Source organism: Patescibacteria group bacterium, from assembly GCA_041650995.1.
Taxonomy (GTDB): domain Bacteria; phylum Patescibacteriota; class Patescibacteriia; order XYB2-FULL-38-15; family XYB2-FULL-38-15; genus JAHIRI01.
This window is the reverse complement of the sequence record JBAZJZ010000001.1, coordinates 550,320-567,161: the sequence shown is the minus strand read 5'-3', so window position 1 is coordinate 567,161 and position 16,842 is coordinate 550,320. Positions and strand designations below refer to the sequence as shown.

General features: G+C 39.7%; 29 protein-coding genes. 28 read left to right on the top strand and 1 reads right to left on the bottom strand.

Annotation, left to right across the window (positions count from 1 at the left end; translation table 11 throughout):
- Positions 1 to 88, bottom strand: an 88-nt coding sequence (locus WC445_03115) for a L28 family ribosomal protein (GenBank protein MFA5128934.1), incomplete at its 3' end; no start/stop codon positions are given.
- Positions 89 to 157: 69 nt separating this feature from the next.
- On the opposite strand from WC445_03115, the gene WC445_03110 reads away from it, so the two are divergent.
- The 28 genes from WC445_03110 (at position 158) to WC445_02975 (ending at position 16,804) form a co-directional block, all read left to right on the top strand.
- Positions 158 to 790 (top strand): site-2 protease family protein, encoded by a 633-nt coding sequence (locus WC445_03110; protein MFA5128933.1) that lies wholly within the window; start codon positions 158 to 160, stop codon positions 788 to 790.
- Between the two features lie 190 nt (positions 791 to 980).
- Positions 981 to 1,397, top strand: coding sequence for a 30S ribosomal protein S12 (rpsL, locus tag WC445_03105; protein ID MFA5128932.1), 417 nt, complete (start codon positions 981 to 983; stop codon positions 1,395 to 1,397).
- Positions 1,398 to 1,425: 28 nt separating this feature from the next.
- Positions 1,426 to 1,896 carry a 30S ribosomal protein S7 gene (gene rpsG, locus WC445_03100; GenBank protein ID MFA5128931.1) on the top strand — a complete coding sequence of 157 codons (471 nt, stop codon included), beginning with the start codon at positions 1,426 to 1,428 and terminating at the stop codon, positions 1,894 to 1,896.
- Between the two features lie 15 nt (positions 1,897 to 1,911).
- The gene (gene fusA, locus WC445_03095; GenBank protein ID MFA5128930.1) at positions 1,912 to 3,993 is read left to right on the top strand and encodes an elongation factor G; all 2,082 of its coding nucleotides are present in this window, start codon (positions 1,912 to 1,914) and stop codon (positions 3,991 to 3,993) included.
- 38 nt (positions 3,994 to 4,031) lie between these two features.
- Entirely contained in the window at positions 4,032 to 4,349 is a 318-nt protein-coding gene (locus WC445_03090) for a hypothetical protein (protein MFA5128929.1), read from the top strand.
- Positions 4,350 to 4,457: 108 nt separating this feature from the next.
- Positions 4,458 to 5,648 (top strand): elongation factor Tu, encoded by a 1,191-nt coding sequence (gene tuf, locus WC445_03085; GenBank protein MFA5128928.1) that lies wholly within the window; start codon positions 4,458 to 4,460, stop codon positions 5,646 to 5,648.
- A 53-nt stretch (positions 5,649 to 5,701) separates the two neighbouring features.
- Positions 5,702 to 6,046, top strand: a complete 345-nt coding sequence (gene rpsJ, locus WC445_03080; protein MFA5128927.1) for a 30S ribosomal protein S10 — start codon at positions 5,702 to 5,704, stop codon at positions 6,044 to 6,046.
- A gap of 264 nt (positions 6,047 to 6,310) precedes the next feature.
- Positions 6,311 to 6,916, top strand: a complete 606-nt coding sequence (gene rplC / locus WC445_03075; protein MFA5128926.1) for a 50S ribosomal protein L3 — start codon at positions 6,311 to 6,313, stop codon at positions 6,914 to 6,916.
- A gap of 3 nt (positions 6,917 to 6,919) precedes the next feature.
- Entirely contained in the window at positions 6,920 to 7,552 is a 633-nt protein-coding gene (gene rplD, locus WC445_03070) for a 50S ribosomal protein L4 (GenBank protein ID MFA5128925.1), read from the top strand.
- 6 nt (positions 7,553 to 7,558) lie between these two features.
- Entirely contained in the window at positions 7,559 to 7,957 is a 399-nt protein-coding gene (rplW, locus tag WC445_03065) for a 50S ribosomal protein L23 (GenBank protein ID MFA5128924.1), read from the top strand.
- A 22-nt stretch (positions 7,958 to 7,979) separates the two neighbouring features.
- Positions 7,980 to 8,810, top strand: a complete 831-nt coding sequence (rplB, locus tag WC445_03060; protein ID MFA5128923.1) for a 50S ribosomal protein L2 — start codon at positions 7,980 to 7,982, stop codon at positions 8,808 to 8,810.
- 10 nt (positions 8,811 to 8,820) lie between these two features.
- Positions 8,821 to 9,159, top strand: a complete 339-nt coding sequence (gene rpsS / locus WC445_03055) for a 30S ribosomal protein S19 (GenBank protein MFA5128922.1) — start codon at positions 8,821 to 8,823, stop codon at positions 9,157 to 9,159.
- A 3-nt stretch (positions 9,160 to 9,162) separates the two neighbouring features.
- Positions 9,163 to 9,717 (top strand): 50S ribosomal protein L22, encoded by a 555-nt coding sequence (rplV, locus tag WC445_03050; GenBank protein ID MFA5128921.1) that lies wholly within the window; start codon positions 9,163 to 9,165, stop codon positions 9,715 to 9,717.
- Between the two features lie 23 nt (positions 9,718 to 9,740).
- Entirely contained in the window at positions 9,741 to 10,382 is a 642-nt protein-coding gene (rpsC, locus tag WC445_03045) for a 30S ribosomal protein S3 (GenBank protein MFA5128920.1), read from the top strand.
- A 5-nt stretch (positions 10,383 to 10,387) separates the two neighbouring features.
- A complete protein-coding gene (gene rplP / locus WC445_03040) occupies positions 10,388 to 10,798 on the top strand; it encodes a 50S ribosomal protein L16 (GenBank protein MFA5128919.1) in 411 nt (136 codons plus the stop codon).
- A 12-nt stretch (positions 10,799 to 10,810) separates the two neighbouring features.
- A complete protein-coding gene (gene rpmC, locus WC445_03035; protein MFA5128918.1) occupies positions 10,811 to 11,044 on the top strand; it encodes a 50S ribosomal protein L29 in 234 nt (77 codons plus the stop codon).
- Positions 11,045 to 11,055: 11 nt separating this feature from the next.
- Positions 11,056 to 11,298 carry a 30S ribosomal protein S17 gene (gene rpsQ / locus WC445_03030; GenBank protein MFA5128917.1) on the top strand — a complete coding sequence of 81 codons (243 nt, stop codon included), beginning with the start codon at positions 11,056 to 11,058 and terminating at the stop codon, positions 11,296 to 11,298.
- Between the two features lie 22 nt (positions 11,299 to 11,320).
- Complete coding sequence (gene rplN, locus WC445_03025; protein MFA5128916.1) at positions 11,321 to 11,692, top strand: 50S ribosomal protein L14; 372 nt, start codon at positions 11,321 to 11,323, stop codon at positions 11,690 to 11,692.
- Positions 11,693 to 11,696: 4 nt separating this feature from the next.
- Complete coding sequence (gene rplX, locus WC445_03020) at positions 11,697 to 12,008, top strand: 50S ribosomal protein L24 (GenBank protein ID MFA5128915.1); 312 nt, start codon at positions 11,697 to 11,699, stop codon at positions 12,006 to 12,008.
- Positions 12,009 to 12,027: 19 nt separating this feature from the next.
- Positions 12,028 to 12,579, top strand: coding sequence for a 50S ribosomal protein L5 (rplE, locus tag WC445_03015; GenBank protein ID MFA5128914.1), 552 nt, complete (start codon positions 12,028 to 12,030; stop codon positions 12,577 to 12,579).
- A gap of 12 nt (positions 12,580 to 12,591) precedes the next feature.
- Positions 12,592 to 12,777, top strand: coding sequence for a type Z 30S ribosomal protein S14 (locus WC445_03010; GenBank protein ID MFA5128913.1), 186 nt, complete (start codon positions 12,592 to 12,594; stop codon positions 12,775 to 12,777).
- Positions 12,778 to 12,824: 47 nt separating this feature from the next.
- Positions 12,825 to 13,208, top strand: coding sequence for a 30S ribosomal protein S8 (rpsH, locus tag WC445_03005; GenBank protein MFA5128912.1), 384 nt, complete (start codon positions 12,825 to 12,827; stop codon positions 13,206 to 13,208).
- Positions 13,209 to 13,229: 21 nt separating this feature from the next.
- Positions 13,230 to 13,784: a 50S ribosomal protein L6 gene (rplF, locus tag WC445_03000; protein MFA5128911.1), complete on the top strand. Its 555-nt coding sequence runs from the start codon at positions 13,230 to 13,232 to the stop codon at positions 13,782 to 13,784.
- A gap of 23 nt (positions 13,785 to 13,807) precedes the next feature.
- A complete protein-coding gene (gene rplR, locus WC445_02995) occupies positions 13,808 to 14,221 on the top strand; it encodes a 50S ribosomal protein L18 (protein MFA5128910.1) in 414 nt (137 codons plus the stop codon).
- A gap of 18 nt (positions 14,222 to 14,239) precedes the next feature.
- On the top strand, positions 14,240 to 14,734 hold the full coding sequence (gene rpsE, locus WC445_02990) for a 30S ribosomal protein S5 (protein MFA5128909.1): 495 nt from the start codon (positions 14,240 to 14,242) through the stop codon (positions 14,732 to 14,734).
- Positions 14,735 to 14,738: 4 nt separating this feature from the next.
- Entirely contained in the window at positions 14,739 to 15,179 is a 441-nt protein-coding gene (gene rplO / locus WC445_02985; protein MFA5128908.1) for a 50S ribosomal protein L15, read from the top strand.
- 24 nt (positions 15,180 to 15,203) lie between these two features.
- Positions 15,204 to 16,475, top strand: a complete 1,272-nt coding sequence (gene secY / locus WC445_02980) for a preprotein translocase subunit SecY (protein MFA5128907.1) — start codon at positions 15,204 to 15,206, stop codon at positions 16,473 to 16,475.
- 44 nt (positions 16,476 to 16,519) lie between these two features.
- Positions 16,520 to 16,804, top strand: coding sequence for a hypothetical protein (locus WC445_02975; protein ID MFA5128906.1), 285 nt, complete (start codon positions 16,520 to 16,522; stop codon positions 16,802 to 16,804).
- Positions 16,805 to 16,842: the final 38 nt, after the last annotated feature.

Genomic DNA, 16,842 nt, shown 5'->3' with positions numbered 1-16,842 from the left:
AAAGCCGTCTTTTGGATTTGATATTGGAGTGGCTTCTTGAAGCAGAACTGAGCGGACCTTTGCCGCAAATGTCGCATCTACGTGCCATATATTGTTTGTTTATTTTAATAAAGATTTTTTTAGATTATCATAGCCGATTAAACGTGTCAATAAAATTATGCTTATCAGTCTACTTTTTGTAGAGCCAGTTAAATTTTTCGCCATCTTTGTTGCTCTTGTTATCTCCATAACTTTTCATGAATTTTGCCACGTTTTGGCGGCGCGGCTGCAGGGCGACCAGACTGGCGAGCGAATGGGGCGGCTAACCTTAAATCCCTTAGCTCATCTTGATCCATGGGGCACTTTGGCAATCTTATTTATTGGTTTTGGTTGGGGTAGGCCGGCGCCTTACAATCCATATAACTTAAAAAATCAAAAATATGGGCCGGCACTCGTGGCTTTGGCCGGGCCGGCGTCCAACCTACTTTTAATTATTGTTTTTGGTTTAATTTTAAAATTTTCCTATCCATTTTTAGGGTCAAGCTCTTTAATATTATTTTTAGGAGCCCTGGTCGGTTTTAACGGTGTTTTGATGGTTTTTAATTTAATTCCCATTCCGCCGCTTGATGGCTCCCATCTTTTACATCTGATCGTAGATCGCCGTTGGCCAAATATTAGCCAATTTATGGATATTTACGGGCCGCAAATTTTGCTTGGACTTGTGGTTATGAGTTGGTTTTTGAATATTCCAATTTTCAGTTTTGTTATTGACCCGGTTTTATCTTTAATTGATCGAATTTTTGGTTTTTAAAATTACCCTTGACGGCCGTAAGGGATTTGTGTAATATTTACAATGTAAGAAAAAGATAGGTTCATCTTGAACGAGTTCCACTATCAATGGGCGAAGCGTGGCTAAAACTTTGCCCTGCATCAGGATGACAAAATTTTTCGATTTTTTGTCATTTTTAATTTACAAAAAAATTGTTAAGAAAAATAGGCATATGCCAACTATAAATCAATTAGTTAAAAGAAAAAGAAAACCAAATTTTAAAAAGACCAAGACGCCGGCTCTTCAGTCTACTTTAGATACACTACACCGAAAGAGAAAAGATTTGAAAAAAGGTAGCGCCTTTAAGCGTGGTGTTTGTCTTAAGGTAACAACTGTTACGCCTAAAAAACCAAACTCTGCCTTGCGGAAAATTTGCAGAGTCAGATTATCAAACGGTATGGAAGTGACTGCTTATATTCCTGGCGTTGGACATAATCTTCAGGAACACTCAATTGTTTTGGTCCGCGGCGGTCGTGTTAAAGATTTACCTGGTGTTAGATATCACGTAGTTCGCGGAGTTTATGACACCCAGGGCGTGGAAGGTCGAAAGCGTGGCCGATCAATTTACGGCGCGAAAAGAGGAAAATAATTTAATTTGATAAAACAAAAATAATTTTATGCGCGGTAAACGAGCACCAAAAAGAAAAATATTACCCGATCCAAAATATAAAAGCATGAATCTTGCCAAGTTTATTAATTATGTTATGGAAAGGGGAAAAAAGACCGTAGCGCAAGGAATTGTCTACGAAGCTTTTGATATTCTTAAAGAAAAAACGAAACAAGATCCTTTAGAAATTTTTGATCAGGCGACAAGAAATGTTACTCCGGCACTTGAGGTCAAAAGCCGACGCGTTGGTGGCGCTAATTACCAGATTCCAATTCCTGTTCGCGGTGAACGAAAAATTTATTTAGCGTATCATTGGATTATTGACGCCGCGCGACATAAAAAGGGCAAGCCAATGGCGGAAAAATTAGCTAATGAATTGAATGACGCCTATCAAAATCAAGGTGATGCCGTGAAAAAGAAAATGGACGTCCACCGCATGGCCGAAGCTAATCGAGCGTTTGCTCATTTCGCACGTTTTTAATTTTTGCAAATATTTATGCCTAGACAATACACTCAAGAACAAACAAGGAATATTGGTATCATCGCTCACATTGATGCCGGGAAAACGACTGTTTCCGAACGCGTTTTGTATTACACTGGGAAAAAACATAAAATCGGTGAAGTACACGAAGGCGCCGCAGAAATGGATTGGATGGAACAGGAGCGCGAACGCGGCATCACGATTCAGTCGGCCGCTACCACTTGTTTTTGGAAAGATGTCCGCATCAATTTGATTGATACTCCAGGCCACATTGATTTTACGGTAGAAGTTAAAAGATCGTTGCGCGTTTTGGACGGCGCGGTAGTTATTTTTGACGGCGTGGCAGGTGTTGAACCACAATCAGAAACTAACTGGCATTATGCCGATGGCTATAAAGTTCCGCGCATGTGTTTTATAAATAAATTGGATCGCACCGGCGCCGATTTTTACAAGGACGTTGATTCAATTCACGAACGGCTGACAAAAAATGCTTATCCTCTCCAATTACCAATCGGGACGGAGGCTAATTTTAAGGGAATTATCGATCTTTTAACTCGCAAATCTTATATTTATCACGACGAAATGGGCAAAGATATTTCCGAAGAAGAAGTGCCTGCCGACATGAAAGATAAGGTTGAGCAACATCGGGCGAAATTACTTGAAGCCATCGTGGAAAATGATGAAATTTTAATGAATAAATATTTAGCAGGGGAAGATATCCCGGTTGCAGATTTGAAAAAAGTTTTACGTAAAGCCGTCATCGCGAATAATATTGTTCCAGTTCTTTGTGGCAGCGCGCTAAAAAATAAAGGCGTGCAATTTATGCTTGACGCGGTGGCCGATTATTTGCCGTCCCCGCTCGACGTGCCGCCGATTGAAGCTTTTGATCCCAAGGATCACGAGAAAAAAATTACGCGTCGGCCGACTGACGATGAACCATTTACTGCTCTGGCTTTTAAAGTCGCCTCTGACCCGTATGTCGGAAAACTTTGTTTTTTTAGAGTTTATTCAGGAACAATAAAAGCCGGATCATATGTGTTAAATGTTAGTAATGGCGAACGAGAAAGAATCGGCCGTATTGTCCGGATGCACGCTAATCACCGCGAAGATGTGGATGAGGTTTACGCCGGAGAAATTGCCGCGGCTGTCGGTTTAAAAAGCACTTTTACTGGTCATACTCTTACCGACCCGGATCATCCAGTTATGCTCGAATCAATTGTCTTTCCAGAACCGGTTATTGACATTGCTGTTGAACCGAAAACCAAAGCCGATCAGGAAAAAATGGGTACTGCCCTTCAAAAATTAGCTGAAGAAGATCCGACTTTCCGCGTCAGAACTGATGAAGAAACTTTGCAAACCATTATTGCAGGCATGGGTGAATTGCACCTAGATATTATTGTTGACCGCATGAAAAGAGAATTTAAAGTGGAAGCCAATGTTGGCAAACCGCAAGTTGCTTATAAAGAAACCATTAAAAAGTCCGCAGAGGCCGAAGGAAAATATATCAGGCAATCGGGTGGCCGCGGTCAATATGGCCATTGCTGGCTTAGAGTTGAACCAAATGAAAAAGGAAAAGGTTTTGAATTTGTTGATGAAATTAAAGGCGGCGTTATTCCAAAAGAATACATCGCACCGATTGGAAAAGGTGCCAAAGAAGCTTTGGAAAAAGGCATTTTGGCCGGCTATCCCGTGATTGACGTGAAGGCTACAGTTTTTGACGGTTCCTTCCATGAAGTTGACTCTTCGGAAGCGGCTTTTAAAATCGCCGGATCTTTGGCTGTTCAAGATGGCGCGAAAAAAGCTGGCTTGGTTTTGCTTGAGCCAATGATGAAAGTGGAAGTTTTGACTCCAGAGCAATTTATGGGTGAAGTGATCGGCGATTTAAATTCCAAGCGTGGCCAAATTCAGGAAATGCGTGACCGGAGCGGGATTAAAGTTATTGATGCCATGGTGCCGCTCGCGGAAATGTTTGGCTACGCCACTTCTCTCCGTTCTATGACGCAGGGCCGAGCTTCTTATAATATGGAATTTGCAAATTATGCAGAAGTTCCGAGAAATGTCGCTGAAACGATCATTGGAGAAAGAGGGAAAAAATAAAGTTTAAATTTCAAGGAAATTTTTTTAAAACAACTATTATGAAAGAAATTTTTGAAAGACTATTTAGTCTAATAAAAAAAACAGGGGACAAGGTTGTTTTTTACGATTCAGCAAAAGGTGATGCTTATGTAATGATGAAAATGGAAGATTATGAAAAACTGGCGGAAAAGGGGCCGGTGGCAGAAGACTTGACAAATTTCCGCGCACCCGATAAAATAGAAAAAATAAATCAGGATATCGCTATGTGGCGTGAAGAGGTTAAGAATGTTATTGATATGATTCCGCCGCAAGAAGAGAATGAAACCTCGGAAAGAAAAGAGGAAGAAAACCAGTTTTATTTTGAACCGGTGGAGTAGTTGCCAAAAGGGAAGGGAAGTATTATAATTAAAATTAGTCTAAAATTATTAATTTGCGGCTGGATAAAACCCTGAAGAAATCAGGGGTCGCGTAAGGAGTTTTAAAATATGGCAGAAAAATTTGAACGAGCAAAACCCCACGTGAATGTGGGAACTATCGGCCATGTTGATCATGGCAAAACCACTTTAACGGCGGCTATTTTAAGTGTGCTTAAAGCACACGGCATGAAAGCTTCTGATAAAAGTGTTGACCAGATTGATTCCGCCCCAGAAGAAAAGGCGAGAGGTATTACTATTGCTACTGCGCACGTTGAATACGAAACCGAAAAGCGCCATTATGCACACGTAGATTGTCCAGGCCATGCTGACTATATTAAAAATATGATTACCGGCGCGGCTCAGATGGATGGAGCTGTTTTGGTTGTTTCAGCTACCGATGGCCCAATGCCGCAGACTCGAGAACATATTTTGTTAGCTCGTCAAGTTGGCGTTCCTTATATTGTCGTCTTTTTAAATAAGGTTGATATGGTTGAGGACAAGGAATTGATTGATTTGGTGGAAGAAGAAGTAAGGGATTTATTGAAAAAATATGAATTTCCTGGCGATACCACTCCGATTATCCGCGGATCAGCCCTAAAAGCTCTTCAAAATCCGAACGACGAAGAGGCTGCTAAGCCAATTTTGGAACTAACCAAAGCCTTGGATGAGTATATTCCAGAGCCGCAACGCCCAGTTGATCAGCCCTTTTTGATGCCGATTGAAGATATTTTCTCAATTGAAGGCCGCGGCACTGTCGTGACAGGAAGAATTGAAAGAGGTATGGTTAAATTGAATGACGAAGCGGAAATTATCGGCATGAAGGATACTCAAAAAACGGTTGTGACTGGGATTGAAATGTTTAACAAATCTTTGGATGAAGGCAGAGCTGGTGATAACGCTGGCATTTTGCTCCGCGGTACTAAAAAAGAAGATGTTGAACGCGGTCAAGTTTTGGCAAAACCAGGTTCAGTTACTCCTCATACAGAATTTGAAGCCGAGGTTATTGCTTTAACCAAAGAAGAAGGTGGCCGCCACAAACCATTTTTCAAAGGTTACAAACCGCAATTTTATATCAGAACTACTGACGTTACCGGAGAAGTGGAATTGCCCGCGGGCACAGAAATGGTTATGCCAGGCGATACCGTTAGTCTGAAAATTAAATTAATTGTGCCAGTTGCCCTTGAAGAAAAACAGAAATTTGCCATTCGCGAAGGCGGTAAGACTGTTGGTGCTGGCGTAGTGACTAAAATTATAAAATAATATCGTTTTATCCCGTCCCGCAATATTGCGGGACGGGACTTGACAAATATAAAATGGAAAACAAAATTCCTGAAAAAGTAGAAAAAGAAGAAGCGCGAGCGAGGATCAGAATCAAGATCCGAGCCTATGATCATAAAATCATTGATCAATCAGCAAAGACTATTATTGAAACAGCCTTAAGGTCTGGCGCTTCAATTTCTGGTCCAACGCCTCTGCCTACCGAGATTAGAAAGTATACGGTCAACCGTTCAACTTTCGTCCATAAGGACGCTCGGGAGCAGTATGAAATGCGGACACACAAAAGATTGATTGATATTTTAGAACCCACGCCGAAGACAATAGACGCTTTAACTAATTTGAATTTACCAGCTGGAGTAGACGTGGAAATAAAGATGTAAGTTAATTAGTTTAGGGAGAGTAAAGAAAGATGTGTGCCCGAATTTTTGGAAAAGTGATTTTTAAAAAATCAATCCAGAAACTTGGGCATGCAAAACCTCTACTAGCCTTTTAACTATTTGGAAGGTTTTACAATTAACCAAGAAATTATAACAACTTAGAATCCGGGTTATAGAAAACCGGCTTTAAGTTCGGTTTTTTGTTTTGAAAGAGGGAATGAGGGTTAATTAAAAAAACAAGATAGAGGGCAAATTGTTTTAAGAACTATGAAATTTATACTGGGTAAAAAATTAGAGATGTCGCAGAAATTCAAGGAAGACGGAACGGTCGTTCCCGTGACTTTGATTTCAGCCGGTCCCTGCAAGGTGACTCAGATAAAAACTGAAGAAAAAGACGGAGTGAATGCGGTACAGATTGGTTTTGACATTGTTAAAAAATTAAATAAACCAAAAGCGGGACATCTTAAAGATTTAGAAAATTTTAGACATTTGACCGAAATCGGCGTGGAGAAACCAGCGGAGTATACGCGCGGTCAGGAGGTTAATGTTTCTATTTTGACGCCAGGCGAAAAGGTCCAGGTGATTGGAATTTCTCGAGGCATGGGTTTTGCTGGTGTAGTGAAACGTCACCATTTCCGCGGCGGTCCGGCAACGCACGGTCACAAAGATAATTTGAGAGCGCCAGGTTCAATTGGCGCCGGTGGCGTGCAGAGAGTTTTTAAAGGTACAAGAATGGCTGGCCGAATGGGCGGAGAACGCGTGACCATTAAAAATTTGGAAGTTGTAGAAGTTGATGTAGAGAAAAATATTTTAGCTCTTAAGGGTGCTGTTCCGGGAAAAAGGGGAGCGATAGTTTTAATCAGCCAGAAATAATATATGCAGAAAGCAAAAGTTTACAACATGAGTGGCGAAGTAGTGGGTGAAGAAAAACTTGATTCCGCTTTGTTTGAAGTTGAAGCAAAAGAAGGTTTGATTCATCAAGCCGTAGTCGCCCAGATGGCCAATCGCCGGCAAGTTTTAGCCCATACAAAAGATCGCGGTGAAGTCCGCGGCGGCGGCATCAAACCATGGCGGCAAAAAGGTACTGGCCGAGCTCGTCAAGGTTCAATCCGTTCACCTCTTTGGGTCGGTGGCGGCGTTGTTTTTGGTCCAAGAAATGACAGAAATTTTCATCAAAAAATTAATAAGAAAATGAAAAGAAAAGCCCTGCTTATGTGTTTGTCTGATCGGGCGAGAGAAGAAAAAATTATTCTTTTGGATAAATTAGAATTGGATAATTTTAAAACTAAAAAGTTTTTAGAAATTTTAAATAAATTACCGAATAAAGGAAAAAAGACGTTGCTTGTTTTAGCCGATAATGATAAAAAAATAATTAAATCAGCTGCTAATCTGTCTTACCTTAAAACAATAGAATCGGTAAATCTGAACGTGATAGATGTGTTAAATAATGAATATTTAATGTTGCCGGTCGGCACACTGAAAGTCGTGCAGGAAATTTTAAAGAAATAATCAATTATGTCGCTTTTTTCTAGAACAAAAAAAGAATCACCCAAGGATGAAGGCAAAAAGGAAGAAAAAAAAGTTGTCGCCGCCGAACCGAGGGAAAAAAAGACGATTAAAAAAGAAATGGGAAAGACTTTGGGCGTGCTTATTAAACCCTTGATTACTGAAAAATCTTCTTACCTTTCTCCTTTTGGTCAATATGTCTTTGAAGTTTCCTTGCGAACTAATAAAGTTGAAATTGCAAAAGCAATTGAGCGAGCATACGGAGTCAAGCCAGTAAGCGTAAACATTGTCCGCGTTAAAGGAAAAAAGGTTAGATATGGAAAAACTCTGGGGGCTACAAAGAAATGGAAGAAGGCGATTGTCACGTTAAAGCCAGGAGATAAAATTGAGGTTTACGAAGGAGTATAATTTAAGATTTTAAGTTTAAAAGATGCCGATTAAAGTCCACAATCCAACAAGTCCCGGCCGCCGAAAATCATCGGGGGACACTTTTGAAGATATTACAAAGTTTGAACCAGAAAAATCTTTAATTTCTATCAAGAAGAAAAATTCTGGTCGAAATAATGGCGGGAAAATTACTGTCCGGCATCGAGGCGGCGGAACGAGAAGATATTTGCGCGATGTTGATTTTATCCGCGGCAAGTTCGATATTCCGGCAAAGGTTTTAGCTATTGAATATGATCCAAATCGAACCGCGCGCATCGCTCTTGTGCAATATAGTAACGGAGAAAAAAGTTATATTGTCGCGCCTCTTGGGCTCGCGGTTGGAGAAGAAATCATTTCTTCAAAAAATAAAATTGATGTTAAAGTTGGAAATCGCATGCCTCTCGAAAATATCCCGATTGGTACTATTATCCATAATATTGAGTTACAACCGGGCATGGGTGGAGTTTTGGCAAGAAGCGCGGGCATGGGCGTTCAACTTTTGGCAGTTGATGGTCCTTACGCGCAGCTCAAGATGCCTTCGAAAGAAGTGAGAATTGTTAAAAAAGAATGCATGGCAACCGTGGGAGAAGTTGGAGCAAAAGATAGACGCTTGATTCGTTGGGGCAAGGCTGGAAGAATGAGATATAGGGGGTTTAGACCAACTGTCCGCGGTAAAGCCATGAATCCAGTTGATCATCCGCATGGTGGTGGAGAAGGTCTTTCCCCGATTGGTTTGAAATATCCAAAAACAAGATGGGGGAAACACGCGTTAGGTGTTAGAACAAGGAAAGCTAACAAATGGTCGAATAAATTCATTATTAAACGCAGAAAGTAAATTATTAAATATGTCGAGAAGTCTGAAAAAGGGTCCATTTGTAGACCCCAAATTACTCACCAAGGTTTCAAAGTTGAAACCGAATGATAAAACCATAATCAAAACTTGGGCCAGAGCGTCAACAATTACTCCAGAAATGGTTGGTTTTACTATTGGTGTGTATAATGGGAAAATGCATCTGCCGGTTTTGATTGTGGAAGATATGGTTGGCCATAAATTGGGTGAATTTTCTCCGACAAGAAAATTTATTAGACATGGCGGTAAAATGCAAAAAGAATTAGAGCAGAAGCAGGTCGAAACTGCGAAAGCGGAAACATCAGCGGCCAAAACAGAGGCTTCTAAAAAATAATTTATGGAAATTAAAGCTCAAGTAAAATTTGTCAGAATGTCTCCGCGGAAAACAAGATGGGTGATTGACTTGGTCCGCGGTTTAGACGTTTCGGAAGCAATAAATCAGCTTCAGTTTATGACAAAGGCCGCTGCCACGCCGGTTTTGAAACTTTTGAATTCCGGCATCGCTAACGCGGTGAATAATTTTAAGTTAAAAAAAGAAAATTTGTATATTAAATCAATCTCGGTCGATGGCGGCCCGGTTCTAAAAAGATGGCGCCCTCGCGCTTTTGGTCGAGCAGCGCCTATTCGCAAGAGATCCGCACATATTAATTTAGTTCTTGGTGAAAGAGTGGAGAGTAAACAGCCAGCGGAAGCAAAAGTTGCTACGATAGAGAAACCTAAAGTAGTAGAAACCTTGAAAACTTTTACTAAAGAAAAAACAAAAGAAGAAGCTCGCGAGACAGAGACGGAATCCAAAAAGCAAATAGAAAAATCAGCACCAGTAAAGGGAGAAGCGAAAAAAACAAGAGGTTTTTTGAAAAAGATTTTTCCGCGTAAAACGGGTTCAAAATAAAAAACAATTAATTTACAAGCACAATGGGACAGAAAGTGCATCCAAAAATTTTCAGAACAGGGCAAAGCCAGATTTATACCTGGAATTCAAAATGGTTTGCCAAGAAAGACTACGTGGCCAGATTGCGGCAGGACGTAGATATTAGAGATTTTTTGAAAAAGACGCTTAAAGAAGCCGCGGTGGCGAAAATAGAAATAGAAAGAACAGCTAACGCCGTTACAGTTATTATTCATTCGGCAAAACCAGGCTTGATTATTGGCCACGCGGGAACAGGTATTGAAGATTTGAGAAAAAAAATCAAAGAAAAGTTTTTGGATAAGAAGACAACGTTGAATTTAAATGTTCAGGAAGTTCAGAATCCAAGCACTTCGGCGGAAGTGGTTTTGCAATCAATGATTGCTGATATTGAAAAAAGAATCCCTTTTCGAAGAGTGCTAAAACAATCTATTGGAAGAGTTGAGCGAGCTGGAGCCAAGGGAGTTAAAGTTGTTGCTTCCGGAAGATTGGACGGAGCGGAAATCGCGAGAGAAGAAACTCTTTCTTGGGGTAAAATTCCATTACATACTTTGCGCGCAGATATTGATTACGCGGGCGGAGCGGCCTTCACTATTTATGGCGCCGTAGGCCTCAAAGTTTGGATTTACAAAGGAGAAGTGTTTAAGTAAAAAATATGTTAACGCCTAAAAAAGTAAAACATAGAAAAGTTTTTAAGGGAAGAAGAAGATCAAAAGGTATTGCCAGCCGCAAGACTGAGATTAGTTTTGGAAAATTCGGTTTGAAATCAATGGGATACGCATGGATAACAGCAAGACAGATTGAAGCGGTCAGACGCACTTTAATCAGAGCTTTGAAAAAGGGCGGTAAAATTTGGATCAGATTATTCCCCGATAAACCCGTTACCACAAAAGGAAATGAAATTCCTATGGGTGGCGGAAAGGGTTCGGTAGATCATTATGTTGTTCCGGTAAAGCCCGGCATGGTGCTTTTTGAAATGGATGGCATTACCCCAGAAGCAGCAAAAGAAGTAATGAGATTAGCTTCGCATAAATTACCAATAAAAACTATTTTTGTTTCAAAATAGAAGTTGACTCATATGACAAAGTTTAAAGAATTAAAAAATAAAAGTGACAAAGAACTCGGCGCCATGCTTTCCAAGGCAAAGGAAGATTTGCAGACGCTTAAATTCAGGGTGGCTGGTCGGCAATATAAAAATGTCCGCGAAATTAGAGTTCAAAAACAGCTGATTGCACATATTTTGACTTTGCAAAAACAGAGAAAAACGCAAAATGTGGTGAAAGATGAACCGGCCATTGTTTCAAATAATTAATTTATTCGCTTATGTCAGCAGAAAAGAAAAATAAAAGAAAGTTTAAAGGAGTGGTAGTTTCTCATAGAATGGATAAGACAGCCGTCGTTGAAGTGATAGAAATTAAGGTCCACCCAAAGTATGGCAAGCGCTACAAGAGGAGCCAGAGATACAAAGTTCATGATGAAAAAAATGAATGCAAGATTGGAGATAAGGTTAATTTTGAAGAATGTAGGCCACTTTCAAAAGAGAAGAGATGGAGAATTGTTAAATAGATAAAAGTTTAATTTATTAAATATGATTCAGCACCGCACAATGTTAACCGTCGCAGATAATACTGGAGCAAAAAAACTCCAGTGCATTAAAGTTTTGGGCGGTTACAAAAAAAGATATGCGCGCCTCGCAGACATCATCACTTGCGTTGTGAAAGTAGCGGTGCCGCACGGAATGGTTAAAAAAAGCGATGTGGTCCATGCTGTGATTATTAGAATAAGAAAGGAAACGCGTCGACCGGACGGAACCTATGTTAGATTTGATGATAATGCAGCGGTTATTATTGATAAAAAGAGCAAGGAGCCAAAAGGGACGAGAATTTTTGGGCCAGTAGCGAGGGAACTTCGCGCCAAAGGTTTTACAAAAATTATTTCTTTAGCCCCCGAGGTTTTATAAATATATGAAATTAAAAAAATCAGATAAAGTAAAAATTATCACCGGTAAAGACAAGGGAAAGGAGGGAAAGGTTCTTGAGGTTTTTCCGGAAGAAAGAAAGATTGTGGTTGAAGGTTTGAATTTGGTGATTAAACACATGCGACCCCGCCGTGGTGGAGAAAAAGGACAGCGTATTCAGTTTCCAGCACCGTTTCGCGCTTCGAACGTGATGTTGATTTGTAGTAAATGTAATAAATTGACGCGGGTTAGTTATAAAATTTTGGAGAATGGTAAAAAAATAAGAATGTGCAAGAAATGCAAAGAGGTAATTGAATAAATCGAGATTAATTAAATATATGGAAAACGAATCAAGGATTAAAACAAAATATACCAAAGAAGTTATTCCGGAAATGAAGAAGCTTTTTGGTTATAAAAACAATTTAGCCGTGCCTAAAATAGAAAAAGTAGTGGTGACTGCCGGATTATCCGCTGGGCTGAAAGACGCTAAATTTTTGGATATTGTTGAAGACACTTTAAGAAAAATCACGGGACAAAAACCCGTTAAAACCTTAGCAAAAAAATCAATCTCTAATTTTAAGATAAGAAAAGGAATGCCGGTCGGTATAGTTGTGACATTGCGCGGCCAGAGAATGTATGACTTTGTTGATAAATTAATTAACATTACTTTCCCTCGAGTTCGCGATTTCCGTGGAATTTCTCAAAAATTTTTAGACAAAGAAGGAAATTTATCAGTTGGTTTCAGGGAAAACATTTCTTTTCCTGAAATTAGATCAGAAGAAATTGAGAAAATCCATGGTTTGCAAGTGACAATTAAAACCACAGCGCGGAACAGAGAAAAAGGATTAACTTTATTAAAATTGATGGGTTTTCCCATGCAGGAAGCATAGAATAAACAAAATATGGCTACTGAAGCACAAATTTCCAAATCCCTTAAAAAACCGAAATTTAAAACACGCGAAGTTCGGCGATGTTGGCGTTGTGGAAGAAAGAGGGGATATATGAGAAAATTTGAGTTATGCAGGATATGTTTTAGGGAACTTGCCAATCGCGGAGAGCTTCCTGGTGTGACGAAATCGAGCTGGTAGAATCGGTTAATTATTTAAAAACACAAATTAAACATCGCATCAATACTATGGATCCAATTTCAGACATGCTTACCAGAATTAGAAACGCCGTTCTTGTAAAAAAGGACGAGGTTAAGATCCCTTTTTCAAGGATTAAGTTTGAAATTGCCAAAATAATGGAAGCAGAAAAATTTGTAGGTGGGATAGAAGTTTTGGAAAAAGAAAGGCAAATGAAAATTATTTTAAGATATGATACAGATGGTGCGCCTGCTGTTAGAAGTTTGAAAAGAGTGAGCAAGCCGGGCAAAAGAGTTTACGCGTCAAAAGCGGATTTGCCAAGAGTTTTGGGAGGGATTGGTGTCGCGATTATTTCCACGTCGTCCGGACTTTTAACCGCTGCTGAAGCCAGGAAGCGAGGATTGGGCGGAGAAGTGCTTTGTGAAATATATTAATTAAAATTAATTTAAGCGATAATGTCTCGAATAGGTAAAAAATTAATTCCAGTTCCAAAGGGAGTCGAGGTAAAAATCGAGCAAGCTTTTGTTTTGGTCAAAGGGCCGAAGGGAGAACTTAAAGAAACTATCCATCCGCGAGTGTCTATTGTTTTGGAAAATAATGAGTTGAAAATAACCGTTAAAGATCCAGAATTGAAGTCGGATAAAGCGCTTTGGGGTCTTTATGGTAGCTTGATAAAAAATATGATTATAGGTGTGACAGTTGGTTTTGAAAAAAAATTAGAAATAAACGGAGTTGGTTATAAAGCAGCTTTAAGTGGAGAAAAAATTGTTTTAAATCTCGGTTTTTCTCATCCGGTAGATTTTCCCCTCCCCAAGGGTATCGCCGCAGGAATTGATAAAAATATTATTTCCATCAGCGGAATTGATAAACGATTGGTCGGGGCGGTAGCTTCAGAGATCAGGGCATTAAAACCACCGGAACCATATAAGGGAAAAGGTATAAAATATGTTGATGAAGTGATTGTTAAGAAAGCTGGAAAAGCGGCCAAAGCGGCCGGCGCTGGAGCATAAAAATAATTTAGAATTTTAGAGATATGAAAAATTTACAGCAAATAAAAGAGAAAAAAAGAGCAAGACGCCAGTCACGCGTCAGGGCAAAAATTTTTGGTGACCAAAAAAGACCAAGGCTCGCAGTTTTTCGAAGTGACAAACATATAAGTGCCCAGCTGATAGATGATGTTAATAGTAAGACGCTCGCCTCTGCTTCTGATTTTGCTTTGGGGAAAAAGGCGGTGGGTAAAAATAAGAGAGTTGTTCCGGTTGCGCCGAAAAATCTTGGCGATAAAACCAATAAAGTTGCGATTGCTTTTGAGATAGGAAAATTAATTGCGGAAAAAGCAAAAAAATTAGGAATTGAAACAGTGATTTTTGATAGAGGCGGTTTTGCCTATCATGGCAGAATAAAAGCGGTCGCTGATGGCGCGAGAGAAGGTGGAATTAAATTTTAATTTTATAAAGTCTAATATATGATGCCTAACAAAAGAGGCCAGGGAAAAAGAAGAGAAAAAGGATTTGACAAGGAAAAAGAATTTGAACAAAAAATTCTTGAGATAGCGCGTGTTACGAGAGTAACGGCGGGCGGAAAAAGAATGAAATTTCGCGCCTGCGTTATTGTTGGTGACAAAAAAGGCCGCGTCGGCATGTCTGTAGCTAAAGGATCAGATGTGACGCAAGCAGTGGCTAAAGCAGGGATCAAGGCTGAAAAAAATTTAGTAACCGTGCCGTTAAAAAACGAAACGATTCCTTACGAAATTAAAGAAAAATTCGGAGCAGCGGTTGTTCTTTTGAAACCTGCGCCAAAAGGCACGGGTGTTAAAGCGGGCGGAGCCATGCGGAATGTTTTTGAATTGGCTGGCGTGCCGAACGTAGTTGGAAAAATTTTAGGATCAAAAAATAAAATTAATAATAGCAGAGCGACGATTAATGCTTTAGGCAAGTTGAAATTAGAATTGCGAAAATAAATTTATGGCGTTAACATTACACACAATTAAATCATCTTCGGGATCAAGGAAAAAAGTAAAGCGAGTTGGGAGAGGTCTTGGAAGCACGGGCACATATAGTGGCAGGGGACAGAAGGGGCAGCGCGCAAGATCAGGTGGTAGAAAAGGCCTCAAAATTTTGGGTATGAGAAGGATTATTATGTCCACCCCGAAGTTGCGCGGTTTTAATAGTCCTTATCCTAAAATGATTGCCGTAAATGTTAAAGACTTGGAAAAGAAATTTAATGACGGGGAACGTGTTACGCCGAAAACATTGTTAGAAAAAGGATTAGTTGGTAAAATGAAAGTAGCGGTGAAAATTTTAGGTAGTGGGGAAATAAAAAAGAAATTGATCATCAAGGATTGTTCTGTCTCTGGGAGTGCCAAAGAAAAAATAGAAAAGGCAGGCGGAAAAATCATTCAATAATAGTTATATTGTCCAATCATTAATATGTGGCAAAAATTTATCCAAATTTGGAAAATTCCTGATTTACGCAAAAATATTCTTTTTGTCCTTCTGATGTTGGGCATTTTTCGTTTAGCCGCGCATATTCCGGTTCCGGGAGTTGACCTTGAAAATTTAAAAAAATTTTTTGAATCAAACCAGATTCTTGGTTTGTTGAATGTTTTTTCCGGCGGAAGCATGGAAAATTTTTCCGTAGTGATGTTGGGCGTTGCTCCGTACATCACGGCATCAATTATTTTTCAGTTATTAATGATGATTATCCCTCGTTTGGAGGAACTCGGGAAAGAAGAATATGGCAGACAAAAAATAAATCAGTGGACAAGAATTTTAGCTGTGCCGCTCGCGGCATTGCAAGCTTATAGCATGATTGCGATGCTTCGCCAATCAGCGAATCCTATTATTACGGACGTTTCTCCTTGGCGCCTTTTTAGCACGGTTATGACCATTACCACTGGTACGATTTTTCTGATGTGGATAGGTGAATTGATTTCCGAGAAAAAAATTGGAAATGGTATTTCACTTTTGATTTTTGCTGGAATTGTAAGCGGTTTGCCAGCCGCCGTGCAGCAGGCTTTGGTAGTGTTTGATGCTTCTCAAGTTTTTAACTTTATAATTTTTGCGATCATTGCGATAGTCACGATTGTCGGAGTAGTAATTATTACCGAGGGTCAACGGCAGGTTCCGGTTTCTTACGCCAAACAGGTGCGCGGGACAAAAATGTATGGCGGCGCTTCAACGCATTTGCCTCTTCGGGTTAATATGGCTGGTGTAATTCCGATTATCTTTGCAATTTCCCTGATTCTTCTCCCGCCGATGGTTGCTCAATTTTTTGTGCAAGCTAAGTCGGCTTGGATTGCCGGAGGAGCACAATGGGTGATTGATATTTTTCGTAATCAATTTATTTATGGCTTGCTTTATTTTATTTTAGTCTTTGGTTTTACCTATTTTTATACAGCAGTTATTTTTCATCCGCAGCAAATTGCCGATAATCTTCAAAAAAATGGAGGCTTTATCCCAGGCATAAGGCCGGGAGCGCCAACTGCCCAGTATCTTAGTGCGACGACTTCAAGAATTATTCTGGCCGGAGCGCTATTTCTCGCGATTATCGCGGTTTTGCCGATGATTTTACAACAAATTACCGGCGTGCAAGTTTTGCAATTTGGCGGAACAAGCGTTTTGATTGTTGTTTCTGTTGTGCTTGAAACTATCAGACAAATTGATTCTCAGCTTACTATGCGGGAGTATGATGGGTTGTAATTTATAGTTTGGAAAATATAGTCTAAAATCTAAATTAAAATCGTATGGGTTTTTTAGACATTATTTTCGGCAGTAACGGTAGAGCTAAAAAGCAAGGAATGCTTTTTACTACTTCAATTGAGGTAGAAAAAACACTTTTCCGTATCGGAACTTTGAATCAAGAACAGCGGTTGTTCGTAAAAAGCATTATTGTAAGATTTATGGGGTCTGGCGGAGTAACGGTTGAAGAATATCGGTTGCATGTTCTACCGGAACTTTCTAGAATGGTAAAAGCCGGAAAAATTTCTTCGGTTGATTATCAAAAATTAAAAAATTTAATTTACAAATAACCCACACAGTTTTTAGTGTGGGTTTTCTGAATTTATGC